Here is a 14,812-nt window from a genome sequence, read left to right as displayed (position 1 = left end):
CCCGCAGCCGCACCGCGGCCGTCACGCCACCGGCCGCGTCTCCGTGACTGCCGGCAGCACGACCCGGAACACCGCTCCCCCACCCGGCGGACTGCACACCTGGACGCTCCCGCCGTGCGTCCCGACCAGCGACCGCACGATCGCGAGCCCCAACCCCGACCCGCCCCCACCGCTGCGATCGCGCGACGTCTCCCCCCGATGGAACCGCTCGAAGATCCGCTCCTCCTCCCCCGCCGGAATCCCCGGCCCGCTGTCCGCGACCTCCAGAACCGCCTGCTCACCGACCAGCCCCACCCCGATCCGCACCGGCGACCCGGCCGGGGTGTGTGCATGCACGTTACCCACCAGGTTCACGACGACTTGCCGCAGCCGAGCCTCGTCCCCGAGCACCGGCGCCGCCCCCGGCGGCCCGGCCCCACCGGTGCCGGTGCCGGTGCCGGTGCCGGTGCCGGTGCCGGTGCCGGTGCCCGTCAGGATCACCGGCCGCGCCGGATCCAGCGCCGCCAACTGATCCCGCGCATACGCCGCCAGCGTCCGCAGGTCCATCGGCGCCGGCTCCAGCACCGGCCCGGCCGCCGACTCGTCCAGCCGGGCCAGCAGCAACAGGTCCTCGACGAGGCCGGTGAGCCGCCGCGCCTCGGTGTCGATCCGCCGCATGGTCCGGTCGATCTCGCCCGGCGACGACGACTCCCGCATCAGGTGCAGTTCGGCCGACCCCGCGATCCCGAACAGCGGTGTCCGCAGCTCGTGCCCCACGTCGGCGACGAACCGCCGCATCCGCGCCTCGGACGCCGCCCGCGCCGCGAACGCCCGCTCGTTCCGCTCCAGCATGTCGTTGAGCACCCCGGTCAGCCGGGCCACCTCGCTGCCGGGTGGCCCTTTCACCGGCACGCGTTGTCTCAGGTCGCCCGCCGCGATCGCGGTCGCGGTCCGTTCGATGGCGCGCAGCGGCCGCAGCGCCGCCGGCACCCCGAACCACCCGGCCACCCCGAGCACCAGGACCAGCGCCGCCTCGGCGATCAGGCAGAACACCAGCAGCCGGACCAGGATGTCGTCGACGGCCTCCAACGACGACCCCACCACGACGATGCCTCCGCCCGGCCGGGGCACCACCACCATCCGCCACCCGGACCCGTCCGGGCCGCCGGCACCGAAAGCCGGCACAGCCGTTTTGTCGCGGAGCGTCGCCGCAGCCGGCGGTGTGACCGCCGAACCAATCGCCGTCGCCGAGCCGGCGATCCGTCCGGAGTCATCGAGATAGGTGACGGTCAGGTCGTTGATCAGATCCAGCCCGGCGAGCACCTGTTCACCCCCGGCCGGGGTCGACGTGGCCAGCAACCCCGGGCTCAGCCGCGCCATGAGCTGCCCGAACGCCGTGACCTGCCGATCCACCCGGTCGACCAGGTGCATCCGCAGTTCGCGCAGCACGAGCACGTCGCTGACCAGGATCCCGACCATGAGCAGGCCGAGGGACACGGCCAGAAGCCGTACGCGCAGAGATCCTCGGAATCTCACGGGCGCGGCCTTCGCAGGACATAGCCGGCGCCGCGCCGCGTCTGGATCAGTTTCGGCTCGCCGGTGTCCACCTTGCGCCGCAGATACGACATGTACGTGTCGACGATGCTGGTGTCGCCGGCGAAGTCATACCGCCACACCTCGCCGAGGATCTGGGCCTTGGACACCACCTGGCCGGCGTTCGCCATCAGGAACTTGAGCAGCCGGAACTCGGTCGGCGACAACCGCACCGGCCGGCCGCCCCGGCTCACGTCCTGACTGTCGGGATCGAGCGTGAGATCGCCGACGACCAGCGCGCCGTCGCCGGCCCGGCGCAGCACCGCCTTGATCCGCGCGATCAGCTCCCGCAGGTGGAACGGCTTGGTCACGTAGTCGTCGCCACCGGCGGTCAGGCCGGTGATCTTGTCGTCGGGCGCGTCCTTCGCGCTGAGGAACAGCACCGGAACCCGCACCCCGGCGGCCCGGAGCCGCCGGAGCACCTCGAACCCGTCCATCCCGGGCAGCATCACGTCCAGCAGAACGAGGTCGGGTGGCTCCCGGACCGCTGCCGCGACCGCCTCGGCCCCGGTCGCGGCCGAAGTCACCGCGAACCCGGCGAACCGCAGAGCCTCGGACAGCAGCTCCCGCACGGTCGCCTCGTCGTCCACAACCAACAGCCGCTGCATGCCCGAAACCCTATGACGGCCCTCCGACAAAACCCGGCCCCGCTGAGAGAACTCTCAGACTGCCGGGTGCGTCAGGCCGCCGAGGAAATTCGGTAGGCGACGGGAGCGGGTGCTCGGCCGCGAGCCGGCGGGCGAGGGTGGACTCGCCGCACCCGGGTGGCCCGTCCAGCCGGGCGAGTCGCCGCATCGGGCCGGTTCAGGAGTTCAGGAGCGGCGCTCCAGGAAGTCGTACACGTCGCGGTTGTCGACGCCGGGGAACGTGCCCGGCGGCAGCGCCGCGAGCAGGTGGGAGTGCACCCGGGCGGACGGCCAGGCGTTTCCGGCCCAGCGGTCGACGAGCTGGGCCGGGGGCCGCCGGCAGCAGTCCGGGTCGGGGCAGTTCGAGACGGTACGCCCGGACACGTCCCCACCCCGGAACCAGCGCGCGTGTTCATACGGCGTCCCGACCGTCACCGAGAACTCGCCGGAGCGGGTCGACTCGACGTGAACCGTGCACCAGTACGTCCCGGCCGTCGTGTCGGTGAACTGGTAGAACGACGAGTACGGATCCTCCGCCTCGAACACTGTCCGCGACGCCCACTTGCGACAGACCGGCTGGCCCTCGATCGCCCCGGTCACGTCGGACGGGAAGCGGACGTTGTCGTTCTCGTACGCCTTGTAGACGATCCCGCTCTCGTGCACCCGGGCGAAGTGCACCGGGATCCCGAAGTGTTGTGTGGCCAGGTTGGTGAACCGGTGGGCCGCCGTCTCGTACGACACCCCGAACGCGTCCCGGAAGTCGTCGATGGCGAGCGCACGGTCGGCTTTTGCCGCGGTCAGGAAGTCGACGGCGAACTTCTCCGGCATGAGCAGCGCCGCCGCGAAGTAGTTGACCTCGACGCGCTGCCGCAGGAAGTCCCCGTAGTCGGCGGGGTCGTTGTGCCCGAGCACGAAGTGTCCGAGGGTCTGCAGGACGACGCCGCGCGGGTCGTGTCCTTTGCCGCTGGCGACCTGCGGCAGATAAATTCTGCGGTTCTTCAGGTCGGTGACGGACCGGGTGGAACTCGGCAGGTCGTTCACGTAGTGCAGGGTGAACCCGACCTGAGCGGCGATGTCCAGGATCCCGCGCTGTGACAGCGGGCCGGTCGGGTGCCGTACGGACAGAAGGATCTTGTTGGCCGCGGACTCGATCTCGGCGAAGTAGTTGTTGCGTTTCCGCATGTCAGCCCGGAGTTGTGCATTGGCGCGCCGGGCCACCTCGGGCGTCGCGCTCTGCTCGGTCAGCACCCGGTTGAGCTCGCGGTGCAGCCCGATCAGCGACTCCAGCGCGTCCGCCGGCAGCCGCCGCCCGCCCTTGACCACGGGCAGCCCGAGCGCGGAATAAGCGGCGTTCTTCTGCAGGTGGGTCAGTTCGATCTCCTGCGCCGCCCGCCGCGAGGGAGCCTCGGCCCGCAGCAGCTCCTGCATCGTCACGCCGAGGGCCGCCGCTATCGCCTGCAGCACCGAGAGCTTGGGTTCCCGCTTCCCGTTCTCGATGAGCGAGAGCTGGGACGGCGCCCGCCCGACCGCCTCGCTGAGCTGGTCGAGGGTCATGCCCCTGCTGCGACGCAAATGCCGCAGACGCTGCCCAAGGGTTACGAGATCGACAGAGTCGGAAGGTGAAGCGGTCACGGGTTTCACGTTAACAGAATTTTCTCGATTCTTCTCCTCACAAAGCCCTTCTGAGGGCCCACCGGGATCCCTGAGAGTGAAGTTCTTCCAAACGGAAGACCGCGACAGGGCACGAAAGGGATATACCGATGACTGAGCTTGCCGAGACCAGGGGCGGTACCGCTGCGGACCTCACTCAGGCGTGGGCCAGCGACCCTCGTTGGGCGGGTGTCAAGCGCACCTACACCGCGGAGGACGTCGTCCGTCTGCGGGGCACCCTGCAGGAGCGTCACACCCTGGCCGAGCGGGGTGCCGCGAAGCTGTGGGAGCTGCTGCACACCGAGGACTACATCAACGCGCTCGGTTCTCTCACCGGCGGCCAGGCGACCCAGATGGTGCGCGCCGGCCTGAAGGCCATCTACCTGTCCGGCTGGCAGGTCGCGGCGGACGCGAACCTCTCCGGGCACACCTACCCCGATCAGTCGCTCTACCCGGCGAACTCGGTTCCCGCGGTGGTCCGGCGGATCAACAACGCGCTGCTGCGCGCCGACCAGATCGACACCTCGAACGGTAAGTACGAACGCGACTGGTTCGCCCCGATCGTCGCCGACGCGGAGGCCGGCTTCGGTGGCCCGCTGAACGCGTTCGAGCTGATGAAGGGCATGATCGCGGCGGGCGCGGCCGGCGTGCACTGGGAGGACCAGCTCGCGTCCGAGAAGAAGTGCGGTCACCTGGGCGGGAAGGTTCTCATCCCGACCCAGCAGCACATCCGCACGCTGAACGCGGCGCGTCTGGCCGCCGACGTGGCGAACGTCCCGACCCTGGTCATCGCCCGCACCGACGCCCTGGCGGCGGACCTGCTCACCACCGACGTGGACGAGCGCGACCAGCCGTTCCTGACCGGCGAGCGCACCGCCGAGGGCTTCTTCCGGGTCCGTCCGGGCGACGACGCGGCGATCGCCCGCGGCATCGCCTACGCCGACTACGCCGACATGCTCTGGGTCGAGACCGGCAAGCCGGACCTGGCGTTCGCCCGCAAGTTCGCCGAGGCCGTGCACGCCGTGCACCCGGGCAAGCTGCTCTCCTACAACTGCTCGCCGTCGTTCAACTGGAAGAAGAACCTGGACGACGCCGACATCGCCCGCTTCCAGAAGGAGCTCGGCGCGATGGGCTACAAGTTCCAGTTCGTCACCCTGGCCGGCTTCCACGCGCTGAACCACTCGATGTTCGAGCTGGCCCGCGGTTACGCCGAGACCGGCATGACGGCGTACGTGAAGCTGCAGGAGGCCGAGTTCGCGGCCGAGTCGGACGGCTACACCGCGACCAAGCACCAGGCCGAGGTCGGCACCGGTTACTTCGACGCCGTCTCCACCGCCCTCAACCCCGATTCCTCCACCACGGCGCTGTCCGGCAGCACCGAGGCCGAGCAGTTCTGATCCCGTAAGAGAGATGGGCAGGGAGATCTGATCATGGGTGCCGAAGAGATCACCATCACCGGAACCACCGCAGACCGATACTCCGAGATCCTGACCCCCGAAGCTGTCGAGTTCGTGGCGGCGCTGGACCGGGAGTTCGGCGCACGCCGGGTGCAGCTGCTGGAGCGCCGCCGGCGCCGCCGGGCCACCCGCACCACCGACCTGGACTTCCTGCCCTCGACCGAGCACGTGCGGGACGACCGGTCGTGGCAGGTCGCCCCGCCGCGCCCGGACCTGATGGACCGCCGGGTGGAGATCACCGGCCCGCCGGAGCGCAAGATGACCATCAACGCGCTGAACTCCGGTGCGAAGGTCTGGATGGCCGACTTCGAGGACTCCACGTCCCCCACCTGGGAGAACGTGATCCTCGGGCAGATCAACCTGAAGGACGCGCTGGACGGCACGCTGGGCTACACCGCTCCGGACGGCCGTGAGTACAAGGTCGGCGAGCAGCTGCCGACGATCATGGTCCGTCCGCGCGGGTGGCACCTGCCGGAGTGTCACCTGCGGATCGGCGGCCGCGCGGTCTCCGCGTCGCTGTTCGATTTCGGTCTGTACCTGTTCCACTGCGGGCGCAAGCAGATCGACCGCGGCTCCGGCCCGTACTTCTACCTGCCGAAGCTGGAGTCGCACCTGGAGGCCCGCCTCTGGAACGACGTCTTCGTCTTCGCCCAGGAACTGCTCGGCATCCCGCGCGGCACGATCCGGGCCACGGTCCTGATCGAGACGATCAACGCGGCGTTCGAGATGGACGAGATCCTGTTCGAGCTGCGCGAGCACTCGGCCGGGCTGAACGCCGGCCGCTGGGACTACCTGTTCAGCATGATCAAGAACCGGCCGGACGTGGTCCTGCCCGAGCGGTCCCAGGTCACGATGACCGCACCGTTCATGCGCGCCTACACCGAACTGCTGGTCAAGACGTGTCACCGGCGCGGCGCGCACGCGATCGGCGGGATGGCCGCGGTCGTCCCCAGCCGTGACCCGGTCGCCGCGAAACGCGCGCTCAACCAGGTTCGCCAGGACAAGCGCCGCGAGGTCGGCGACGGCTTCGACGGCTCCTGGGTGGCGCACCCGGGCCTGGTCGAGACGTGCCGCGAGGTGTTCGACCAGTGGCTCGGCGACGAACCGCACCAAATCGTGCGCAAGCGTGACGACGTGCGGGTCGGCGCCCGTGAGCTGCTCGACGTCAAGGCGACCGAGGTGTCGGTGAGCGAGGTGGCGTTGCGCACCAACGTCAGCGTCGCGCTCCGCTACATCGCGTCCTGGCTGGGCGGACGCGGCGCCGTCGCACTCGGCGGCCTCATGGAGGACGCCGCCACCGCCGAGATCTGCCGGGCCCAGCTGTGGCAGTGGATCTCGTCGGGCACCCCCACCGACTACGGCGTCCCGGTCACGGCCGCCATGGTCACCCGCATGCTCCGCGAGGAGCTGGACGTCCTCAGCGAGACCGGTGCGCTGGACGAGGAGACGGCCCGGCTCTTCGGCCAGGCCCGCACGCTCCTCACGGTCCTGCTCACCGAACGGACGTGCCCGGAATTCCTGACCCTCCCGGCATATCTACGGCACCTGTCGGGAGGATCAGCTCCGGTCACTGCTCAGGCTACTGTCGCGGCCTGAGCGAGTGAGGTGAAGCGGGGCAGCCCTCCGACCTGCCCCGCTTCACCGCTTTTCGGAGATCGAGATCACATGCTTCAGGTCCAATCTCCGCTGTGGTCGCCGACCGTCGCTCCCGCGGGGACCCTTGCGGCCCTCGCAGGGCCGTGGCCGGCCCTGAACGCGAGACCCGCAAGGGCGATCTCCGTGGAGGGGCACGGTCGGAGCAAAACCTGATCAGCCGCGCTACTGCCACGTACAGAGGCAGACCTTGTTGCCCTCGGGGTCGGCGAGCACCCAGAAACTCGGCGCGTACTCCTCGGTGACCAGTGAGCCCCCGGCCGCAACGGCCGCGTCGATCCGGGGCCGCACCTCGGACGGGTCCACCCACAGATCCGGATGCCACCGCTGCCGCCCCGGCTCGGCCCCGGACTCCTGGAACCAGATCGGCGGCAGCACCCCGGCCGAGTCCCGCACGTCCGGCCCCTGGACCTGCCCGCCGAGAACCGCCGCCCAGAAGCCCTTGATCCGCTCCGCGGCCGGCGTGTCCAGCGCCAGGGCCAGCCGCGCCAGCCCGGCCGCCGACACGGTCGCCCCGGCCTTGGCCGCCAGCTCGGTGATCCGCTCCGCGAGCCGCAGGTCCCGTCCGGTCACCGCCCCCACGTCATGGCTGCTGGTCCGCACGTCCACATACCCGTACCGCAGGTCCAGGTCCGGATGATGGTCCATCTCCTCGGCCGCCGCCCCGATCGCGCCGACCAGCGCCAGCCCGCTCGCGAAGCCCCCGGTCCGCACCCGCGTCTGCAGCCCGCCGAGCAGATACACCCACCCTTCCGGCGCCCGCTCGGCGATCTCCCGCCCACTCAGCTTCGTCATGCCCCTCATGCTGTCGCGCCCCGCGCCCATCCCGCAGCCCCGGCCTCCGACTTGCCGTGCCCCGATTCCGACCCGCGGCCGAGCCCCCTCGGCCACCGCGAGTCCCCCGGTCACACGGCCGGACGATCGCCGGGCTGACCCTGCTGACGCTTGCCGGATCGATGCTCGACGTGGACACCGCCGCCCGGGGCCGGCCGGCCGTCGCGCCGCATGGCGACGACGGCACCGCTCTGGTCGAGCAGTTGTTGCTGGTCGCGGCCGGGATCGCACTCATCGGCGCGCTGCTGATCCGGCCGCACCGGCCGGTCTGCTCGGCTTCCTGTGAGCCGAACCGGCGCCGCCCGCCGCGACCCGCTGAGGCCCGCGCACAGCGCGTCCCGCCGCGGCGGGACGCGCTGTCAGCGCACCGATCGGCGGGGCGCCTCGCCCCGGATCGCGTCGAGAGACGTCCGCAGGACCTGCACCAGGTCGCCCCGGACCGCGGCCGGAATGCGGCCGAGCACGGCGGCCTGCGCGCCGGTGGCCGCCCGCACCGCCTTCTCCGCGATCCGCACACCCTCGTCGGTCAGCTCCACCAGCGCTCCGCGGCCGTCCTGCTCGGCAGCGTGACGCGCCACGTAACCCGCCTCGGCCAGCCGGCGGATGACATTGCTGGTGCCCCCCGAGGAGAGCAGCAACGAGCTGGTCAGAGTGCCTGGGCGCATCCGGAACGGCGGGCCGGAGCGGCGCAGGGTGGCAAGCACGTCGTACTCCGCGCGGGTGAGCCCGAGCAGCTGCAACTCGTCGGCGGCGGCCGCGTCGAGGACCCCGGAGAGCCGTGCGATCCGCTTCGCGATCTCCAGCGGCTCGCGGGGAAGGTCGGGCAGCTCGACGCGCCAGGCCTCGAGGATGTCGTCGACCTCGTCCGGCTTCATGGTCCACCTCCGCATCGCCACATCGACATCGCTCGAACAGCCCGTGCGATCGACGTCCGAGACGGCGGCGGCGCCGGCCCTCCCCGCCCCCAGTCTATGGCAGCCCACACGGCAGCCCCGGTCTGGACGGGCGCACTGTTCGCGGACCGTCGGCAACCACGGAGCGCGACACCGCCGGTTCTCCGCCAGGGCGGGATTGCGGCTCCCGGCGAAGCTCGCTAGATTACCTTTCCAGAAAGCATTCTCAAAAGCTTTCACAAAAGTTATCAACGAGGAGTCGACATGCAGCTGCGAGTCGCGGTTCTCTTCCACAGCGGCTACGGGCACACCGCCAAGCAGGCCGAGGCGGTCGCCGCCGGCGCACGGCAGGTGGCCGGTGCCGAGGTGGACCTGATCTCCATCCCGGATCTGACCGAGGAGACGTGGCCGGTTCTCGACGCCGCAGACGCGATCATCTTCGGATCGCCCACCTACATGAGCGGGGCAAGCGCGGTGTTCCGCGGTTTCGTCGAGGCCACCAGCGCCCGCTGGGCCGACAACCTGCGGTGGCGCGACAAGATCGCGGCAGGCTTCACCAACAGCGGGTCGATGAGCGGCGACAAGCTCAACACGCTCACCGAACTGGCCCTGTTCGCCGCGCAGCACGGCATGATCTGGGTCGGGCTGGCCGCGTTCTCCGGCTGGAACACGTCGACCGGCACGATCGACGACGTCAACCGGCTCGGCAGCTGGCTGGGCGCGATGGCGCAGTCCAACAACGACCAGGGCCCCGAGTTCGGGCCCTGTCCGAGCGATCTGCGCACCGCCGAGGCGCTTGGCCGCCGGGTCGCCGAGGTAACTCTCCGGCACACCCGGGGCCGGCTGGCCGAGCCCGAGCCGGCGCAGCCCGCGGCCGCCTGAGCCGGGAGTTCATACGTGCTCTCCCGGCCTGGGCCGGTCGGCGGTGCGGGTCGGCGGTCACACCTGCTCTCCCAACCCCGGCGAGCCGCGCGATCACACCTGCTCGCCCGGCGGCGGCGGGGCGGCGGTCACACCGCGGCGACCGCTTCCACCTCGATCAGGAACTCCGGGCGGAACAGCCCGGCCACCTCGACCAGGGTGCTGGCCGGCGGGGCGGCGGCGTTCACGAACTCGTTCCGCACCGCCCGGACGACCGGCAGCTCGTCGGTGCCGACCACGTAGAACGTCAGCTTCACCACGTGTTCCCAGCCCGCCCCGGCCGTCTCCAGCGCCACGGCGAGGTTGCGGAACACCTGGCGGGTCTGTTCCTCCCAGCCGGACGGCACCACGCCGTCCGGCCCGGAGGCGACCTGCCCCGGCGTCCACACCAGACGGGCGCCGGAGTCGGTGGTCACGACGCTGCTGTACCCGTGGGGTGCGCGCCCGCTGCAGGGGAGGTCGAAGGGGACCATGAACCCACCTTAGAGATCTTCCACGGTACGCGGGGGGACAGCACGCCCCGCGTCATCACGATCAGGCACAGCGTGCCGTTCAGGAACGAGGACAGCACGTCGCTCGGGTGGTGCATGCCCCGGTACAGCCGGCCGAACGCGACCGCGACCGGCATCAGCACCAGCAGCCAGCACAGCGCCTTCAGCCAGCCCGGCCGGGCCAGCGACGCCAGCAGCACGGCCAGTCCGACGTAGAGCGCGAACGCCGCCGAGGTGTGCCCGGACGGGAAACTCGAGGTCGGCGGCGACGCGTCGAGCCGCTGCACGTCGGGCCGCGGCCGGTCGATCACCAGCGTGGTGAAGAAGAACACCAGCGCCTGCGCGATCACCACCAGGCACAGGAAGATCGGCTCGCGCCAGCGGTGCAGGGTCAGTCGCAGCACGACGGCCATCACCGCGGTCACCACGATGACCGACGACGTGTTCCCGATGAAACTGAACCACCAGGACACGCCGGTCTCGTCGGGCGTGCGGTGCGTGGCGAAGTACCGGTTGACGCCGTCCTCTACAGTGAACGGCCAGTCGTGCTCGAGGACGTGCGTGAACAGCAGCCCGAGCCCGATCATCAGCAAGAGAATGGCGGCGACGGGGAGAACGATCCGCGTGAACGCCTGCTTAACGAGAGTGGACACGGTCGCTCTCTACCCGAACGCGCCGCCCTTGGAACACTGCGACAGTGATCGCCGGCACAGCGACTCCGAGCAACAGCCCCGCGATCACGTCACTCGTCCAATGAACACCGAGAGCAATTCGCGCGTACGCCGTGAGAAGCGGCACCGCCACCCCGGCCACCACCAGGGCCGCGCGCGTGACCCGTCCCCGCGTCCGCGGCAGCGTGACCAGCAGGAACACCGCCGCGCCAAGTGCCGCGTTGAGCGCATGCCCGGACGGGAACGAGTACCCGGTGGCCCGCGCCACCGGGTCGAGGAAGTCCGGCCGGTGCACCCCGAACAGCAACTTCAACACCCCGCCGAGCACTCCCCCGGCGGTCATCGTCGCCGCCACCCACCAGGCGAGCACGACCTCCCGCCGCCGGGCCAGCCAGATCGCCAGCCCGAGCGCCGCCACTCGAAACGTGTTCGGATGCAGCAGCAGACTCCACCACACCGCCACGTCCACCAGCGCCGGATGCTCGACCATCACCGCGTGCAGCCGGTCGGCCACGTGCACGTCCAGCTCCCGCACCGCGCCGGCCTTCCCGATGACCAGCGCCGCCAGCACCCCGAACGGCACCAGCAGCCCCACCGCCAGCCCCACGGTCCTGGTGGTCCGCATGCCGAGCGCCACTTCCCGCTCATGCCCCATGACCAGCTACTACCCGATCCACCAGTTCTTATGACAGCGGACGGCCCGGCACCGCCACCGCCGGATCCGGATGCCGGGCCGGCAACGCGGCCACCTCATCGGCCCCGCCGGTCGAGGCGAGCCGTTCCGCCGCGGCCGTCGCCCAGGCCGCCGGCGAGGAACTCGCGGTGAGCCGGCAGCGGCCGGTCCGGGCGCAGCGTCCCGGTGATCGCCGCGATGGTCGTGAGCAGCGGGTTGCGGACGTCGATCGAGTGCGCCGGGCAGGCGGCGGGACTGGCCGCCGCCTGGTTCTCCTACCGGGCCGGGCGGGGAGGTCAGAGAGCGGCGGCGTGCTTGCGCGCGGCCTCGTCGGCGGCCTTGTGCGCGGCCTCCTTCATGCCGGCGGCGATGTCGGTGAACTGGTCCAGCGCCGGGTTCTGGCCGACCAGGGTGAACTCGCGCTCGACCACGGTGAGGTCGGCACCCCAGATGTCGCCGACGACGCGGCGCAGGTAGTCGGTGTTGTGGTCCCAGCCCTCGCGCGGGGTGCCCGGGCCGTACGAGCCACCGCGGGTGGTGACGACGATGACGGGCTTGCCGTCGAGGAACTTCTCGCCGTTCTCCCCGCCGGCCATGGCCAGATCGAACCAGGTCTTGACGTGCTGGGACACGCCGTAGTTGTAGAACGGCAGGGCGAGGATCGCGCCCTCGGCGTCGCGCAGCTCGCTGGCGAGCTCGCCGGCCAGGGCAACGGCCTGCTTCTGCTCGGGGGTGCGGTCGGCCTCGGGGACCCAGCCGGCGGTGGCGGCGAGCTGCCAGGCGTTGGACGGCAGCGGCTCGTTGCCGAGGTGCCGGCGGACGATCTTGGTGTCCGGCGCGGTCTCGAGCCACGCGGCCTCGGCGATGTCGGCGAGAGCGCTGCTCGCGGAGTTCGGACCGAGGATGCTGGCGTCGATACGGAGGATAGCCATCAGTACTGCTCCCGTTGCTTTCGGACTTGAACCGTCAACTCAAGGTAGGGCGATATCACTTGAACCGTCAAGTCGCATGAGTTGACGGTTCAAGTTGGATAGGTCACTCGGACAATGGCTCCGCCACGCTAAGGTGGTCGCCATGAACACCGAGGAGCCACGCTGGCTGGACGCCGATGAGAGCGCCGCCTGGCTGGCCCTGCACCGCATCCTCACCCGGCTCCCCGCGGCGCTCGACGCCGACCTGCAACGTCACGCCGACCTCTCGTTCTTCGAGTACCAGGTGCTCGCCGGCCTCTCCATGAACCCGGACCGCAAGATCCGGATGAGCGACCTCGCCGAGTTCAGCGCCAGCTCGTTGTCCCGCCTCTCGCACACCGCCCGCCGCCTGGAGTCCAAGGGCTGGCTCTACCGCGTGCCCGACCCGACCGACGGGCGCTACACCCTCGCCGTGCTCACCGACGCCGGGTGGGACAAGGTGGTGGCGACCGCGCCCGGGCACGTCGCCGAGGTGCGCCGGCTGCTGATCGACGCGCTCTCCAAGGCGCAGCACAAGCAGCTGCGGCAGATCAGCGAGCGGGTCAACGACGCGATCGGCACCGAGCCGTGCCTGGGCGAACACGCCAAGGGTCCCTGCTAGAACATCTCGGTGCCGACCGGCTGCCGGTCGCCCAGGTTCTCGATCTGCCCGATCGCGTTCTGCACCTGGTTCACCAGGCCGCTGATGGTGTGCTGCTGACCGTCGGCGACCGCCCGGACCTGCCCGATCGCCGTGCGCACGCTGTCGATCGTGTCGGTCATCGTCGCGACCGCGCGGGACACGTCGGTCGCCGAGGTGGTCAGCGCGCCCAGCGTCGCCGTGATCCGCTCGGCGCTCTCCGCGGTGTTGTCGGCCAGTTTGCGCACCTCGTCGGCGACCACCGCGAACCCGAACCCGGCCTCCCCGGCCCGGGCCGCCTCGATCGTCGCGTTGAGCGCCAGCATCCGGGTCTCCCCGGCGAGCGACGCGATCATCTTCACCATCTCGCCGGTCGCCGGCAGGCTGACGCTGAGCGCCTCGGCCGCCCGGTCGGCTTGGGTGGCGTGCTCGGCCATCTGCTCGGTGGCCTCGTGCGCGGCGACGGCCCCGGCGTTGATGTCGTGCACCGAGGCGCGGACCGCGTCGACCTCGCGCACGGCGTCCCCGAGCTGGTACGCCACCCCGCCGATGATCTGGTTCGACTCGGCCTGCACCCGCTGGAGCGCGGCCTCCCGCTCCTGCTCCTGGGCGGCCAGCTGTGCGACGCGTTCGCGTTCCTGCCGTTCCCGGGCGACGGCCAGTTCCCCCTCGCCGGCCTCCAGCGCCCCGAGCATCTCGTTGATCGAGTCGCTCAGCTCGTCGATGTCCGGGTGACCGGCGTGGGGCACCCGCAGGTGCAGATCACGGGATCTCATGATCTGCTCGGTGGCCCGCCGCAGCGGCCGTACGTGCGCGCCGACCCCGCCACGGATGATCCGCCCGGCCGCGACCTTGAGGATCACCATGGCGGCGAGCAGGATCACCCCGATCAGCACCAGGGTCTGCTGGGCCAGTGCCCGGATCGGCCGTCCGACCAGCACTTCCAGGGTGACCGGGATGCCGTCGACCCCGATCAGCGTGCAGTCGACGGCGACCCGGTCGTCAACGACGGCGGTGCGGACGGCCATCCGCCCGTACGGGGCCTGCAGGTCCGCCTGCTGTTTGCCGGCTCGCGGCTCGGAGCGCACCGACAGGTCGTCCCCGGTCTGCGCGACGATCTCGGTGACGGCGTCCGCGTCCAGTTCCCGGAAGAGCAGCAGTCCACCGGACGGGCCGCCGGCGGTCCCCGCGTCCGGGTAGGCGGGGAAACCGCAGAACTCCGTCGGCGTCCCCGTGGCGCTGGTCAGGCCACACGTCCCGGTGCCCGCGGCGGCGTCCGGCGTGAACAGGGTGCGCAGGGTGGCCGGGTCACGCAGGGCGGCGGGCAGATCGCCGTACGCGGAACCGGTTATCGATCCGCCGACGGTCACGTTGCCGGCCAGGTCGGTGCCGACCGCCGCGGTCATGCCGTAGCGCGGGCCGAGCACCGAGGGTGGCAGGTCGACGTGGAAGCCGTCGCGGTCGCCGAGCCGGATGTCGTCGTACGAGCTGGTCCAGATCGCGTTGGTCAGCCCGAAGTCGCTGAGCCGGCGCAGCTGCGCGCCGATCGCGACCCGCAGTTCCTCGGCCTCGCCGATGTTCTCGCGCTGTTCCAGGTTGTCGAACGCCCGGATGGTGATCGCCCAGAGCGGGACGAACGTGACGAGCAGGATCACCGCGATCAGACTCAGGAGCGGTACCCGGCCCGGAGCACGCAACCAGGCGAGGAACTGCTGATCGGCACGAGTCACACCATTCCGTTCGACAGGTCGCGCCCCCGGTTGAGTGCCTGGCGGGTCTCC

At 70.9% G+C, this 14,812-nt stretch carries 15 protein-coding genes; 4 read left to right on the top strand and 11 right to left on the bottom strand.

The window, feature by feature from the left end:
- Window positions 1-21 precede the first annotated feature (21 nt).
- The 3 genes from ACH442_RS05635 to ACH442_RS05625 form a co-directional block, all read right to left on the bottom strand.
- Window positions 22-1,515 (bottom strand): ATP-binding protein, encoded by a 1,494-nt coding sequence (locus tag ACH442_RS05635; RefSeq protein WP_396336730.1) that lies wholly within the window; start codon window positions 1,513-1,515, stop codon window positions 22-24.
- On the bottom strand, window positions 1,512-2,180 hold the full coding sequence (locus tag ACH442_RS05630) for a response regulator transcription factor (protein ID WP_396336729.1): 669 nt from the start codon (window positions 2,178-2,180) through the stop codon (window positions 1,512-1,514). Before ACH442_RS05630 ends, ACH442_RS05635 begins: the two co-directional genes overlap by 4 nt.
- Window positions 2,181-2,384: 204 nt before the next feature.
- Window positions 2,385-3,830 (bottom strand): helix-turn-helix domain-containing protein, encoded by a 1,446-nt coding sequence (locus ACH442_RS05625; protein ID WP_396336728.1) that lies wholly within the window; start codon window positions 3,828-3,830, stop codon window positions 2,385-2,387.
- 128 nt (window positions 3,831-3,958) lie between these two features.
- Here ACH442_RS05625 and aceA point away from each other — a divergent pair, with 128 nt between their 5' ends.
- Both aceA and aceB read left to right on the top strand, forming a co-directional pair.
- Window positions 3,959-5,245, top strand: a complete 1,287-nt coding sequence (gene aceA / locus ACH442_RS05620; protein ID WP_396336726.1) for an isocitrate lyase — start codon at window positions 3,959-3,961, stop codon at window positions 5,243-5,245.
- 33 nt (window positions 5,246-5,278) lie between these two features.
- Window positions 5,279-6,901, top strand: coding sequence for a malate synthase A (gene aceB / locus ACH442_RS05615; protein WP_396336725.1), 1,623 nt, complete (start codon window positions 5,279-5,281; stop codon window positions 6,899-6,901).
- 222 nt (window positions 6,902-7,123) lie between these two features.
- Here aceB and ACH442_RS05610 read toward each other — a convergent pair whose 3' ends face one another.
- The 3 genes from ACH442_RS05610 to ACH442_RS05600 all read right to left on the bottom strand — a co-directional run bounded on the left by ACH442_RS05610 (window position 7,124) and on the right by ACH442_RS05600 (window position 8,667).
- Window positions 7,124-7,753 carry a VOC family protein gene (locus tag ACH442_RS05610; protein ID WP_396336724.1) on the bottom strand — a complete coding sequence of 210 codons (630 nt, stop codon included), beginning with the start codon at window positions 7,751-7,753 and terminating at the stop codon, window positions 7,124-7,126.
- Between the two features lie 110 nt (window positions 7,754-7,863).
- A complete protein-coding gene (locus ACH442_RS05605; RefSeq protein WP_396336723.1) occupies window positions 7,864-8,052 on the bottom strand; it encodes a hypothetical protein in 189 nt (62 codons plus the stop codon).
- Window positions 8,053-8,151: 99 nt separating this feature from the next.
- Window positions 8,152-8,667 (bottom strand): MarR family winged helix-turn-helix transcriptional regulator, encoded by a 516-nt coding sequence (locus tag ACH442_RS05600; protein WP_396336722.1) that lies wholly within the window; start codon window positions 8,665-8,667, stop codon window positions 8,152-8,154.
- 282 nt (window positions 8,668-8,949) lie between these two features.
- Between ACH442_RS05600 and ACH442_RS05595 the strand changes: the two genes are divergently transcribed.
- On the top strand, window positions 8,950-9,567 hold the full coding sequence (locus ACH442_RS05595) for a flavodoxin family protein (protein WP_396336720.1): 618 nt from the start codon (window positions 8,950-8,952) through the stop codon (window positions 9,565-9,567).
- 128 nt (window positions 9,568-9,695) lie between these two features.
- Here ACH442_RS05595 and ACH442_RS05590 read toward each other — a convergent pair whose 3' ends face one another.
- The 4 genes from ACH442_RS05590 to ACH442_RS05575 form a co-directional block, all read right to left on the bottom strand.
- The gene (locus ACH442_RS05590) at window positions 9,696-10,022 is read right to left on the bottom strand and encodes a RidA family protein (protein WP_396336719.1); all 327 of its coding nucleotides are present in this window, start codon (window positions 10,020-10,022) and stop codon (window positions 9,696-9,698) included.
- Window positions 10,019-10,750: a phosphatase PAP2 family protein gene (locus tag ACH442_RS05585; RefSeq protein ID WP_396336718.1), complete on the bottom strand. Its 732-nt coding sequence runs from the start codon at window positions 10,748-10,750 to the stop codon at window positions 10,019-10,021. Before ACH442_RS05585 ends, ACH442_RS05590 begins: the two co-directional genes overlap by 4 nt.
- Window positions 10,734-11,423, bottom strand: coding sequence for a phosphatase PAP2 family protein (locus tag ACH442_RS05580; RefSeq protein ID WP_396336717.1), 690 nt, complete (start codon window positions 11,421-11,423; stop codon window positions 10,734-10,736). Before ACH442_RS05580 ends, ACH442_RS05585 begins: the two co-directional genes overlap by 17 nt.
- A gap of 314 nt (window positions 11,424-11,737) precedes the next feature.
- A complete protein-coding gene (locus ACH442_RS05575) occupies window positions 11,738-12,373 on the bottom strand; it encodes an FMN-dependent NADH-azoreductase (RefSeq protein WP_396336716.1) in 636 nt (211 codons plus the stop codon).
- A 142-nt stretch (window positions 12,374-12,515) separates the two neighbouring features.
- Here ACH442_RS05575 and ACH442_RS05570 point away from each other — a divergent pair, with 142 nt between their 5' ends.
- Window positions 12,516-13,013 (top strand): MarR family winged helix-turn-helix transcriptional regulator, encoded by a 498-nt coding sequence (locus ACH442_RS05570; RefSeq protein ID WP_396336715.1) that lies wholly within the window; start codon window positions 12,516-12,518, stop codon window positions 13,011-13,013.
- Here the strand turns inward: ACH442_RS05570 and ACH442_RS05565 are convergent.
- Window positions 13,010-14,761: a methyl-accepting chemotaxis protein gene (locus tag ACH442_RS05565; RefSeq protein WP_396336714.1), complete on the bottom strand. Its 1,752-nt coding sequence runs from the start codon at window positions 14,759-14,761 to the stop codon at window positions 13,010-13,012. The two genes, ACH442_RS05570 and ACH442_RS05565, sit on opposite strands and share 4 nt — an antisense overlap.
- Window positions 14,762-14,812: the final 51 nt, after the last annotated feature.

The organism is Actinoplanes sp. NPDC020271, from assembly GCF_044388125.1.
Classification (GTDB): domain Bacteria; phylum Actinomycetota; class Actinomycetes; order Mycobacteriales; family Micromonosporaceae; genus Actinoplanes.
Note: the sequence above shows the minus strand (reverse complement) of the source record. Positions and strands in the feature narration are given on the sequence as shown.

Bases quoted from the DNA above. Each gene is read 5' to 3' on its own strand.
- ACH442_RS05630 (WP_396336729.1), bottom strand. From the start codon at position 2,180: ATGCAGCGGCTGTTGGTTGTGGACGACGAGGCGACCGTGCGGGAGCTG.
- aceA (WP_396336726.1), top strand. From the start codon at position 3,959: ATGACTGAGCTTGCCGAGACCAGGGGCGGTACCGCTGCGGACCTCACT.
- aceB (WP_396336725.1), top strand. From the start codon at position 5,279: ATGGGTGCCGAAGAGATCACCATCACCGGAACCACCGCAGACCGATAC.
- ACH442_RS05610 (WP_396336724.1), bottom strand. From the start codon at position 7,753: ATGACGAAGCTGAGTGGGCGGGAGATCGCCGAGCGGGCGCCGGAAGGG.
- ACH442_RS05600 (WP_396336722.1), bottom strand. From the start codon at position 8,667: ATGAAGCCGGACGAGGTCGACGACATCCTCGAGGCCTGGCGCGTCGAG.
- ACH442_RS05595 (WP_396336720.1), top strand. From the start codon at position 8,950: ATGCAGCTGCGAGTCGCGGTTCTCTTCCACAGCGGCTACGGGCACACC.
- ACH442_RS05580 (WP_396336717.1), bottom strand. From the start codon at position 11,423: ATGGGGCATGAGCGGGAAGTGGCGCTCGGCATGCGGACCACCAGGACC.
- ACH442_RS05575 (WP_396336716.1), bottom strand. From the start codon at position 12,373: ATGGCTATCCTCCGTATCGACGCCAGCATCCTCGGTCCGAACTCCGCG.
- ACH442_RS05570 (WP_396336715.1), top strand. From the start codon at position 12,516: ATGAACACCGAGGAGCCACGCTGGCTGGACGCCGATGAGAGCGCCGCC.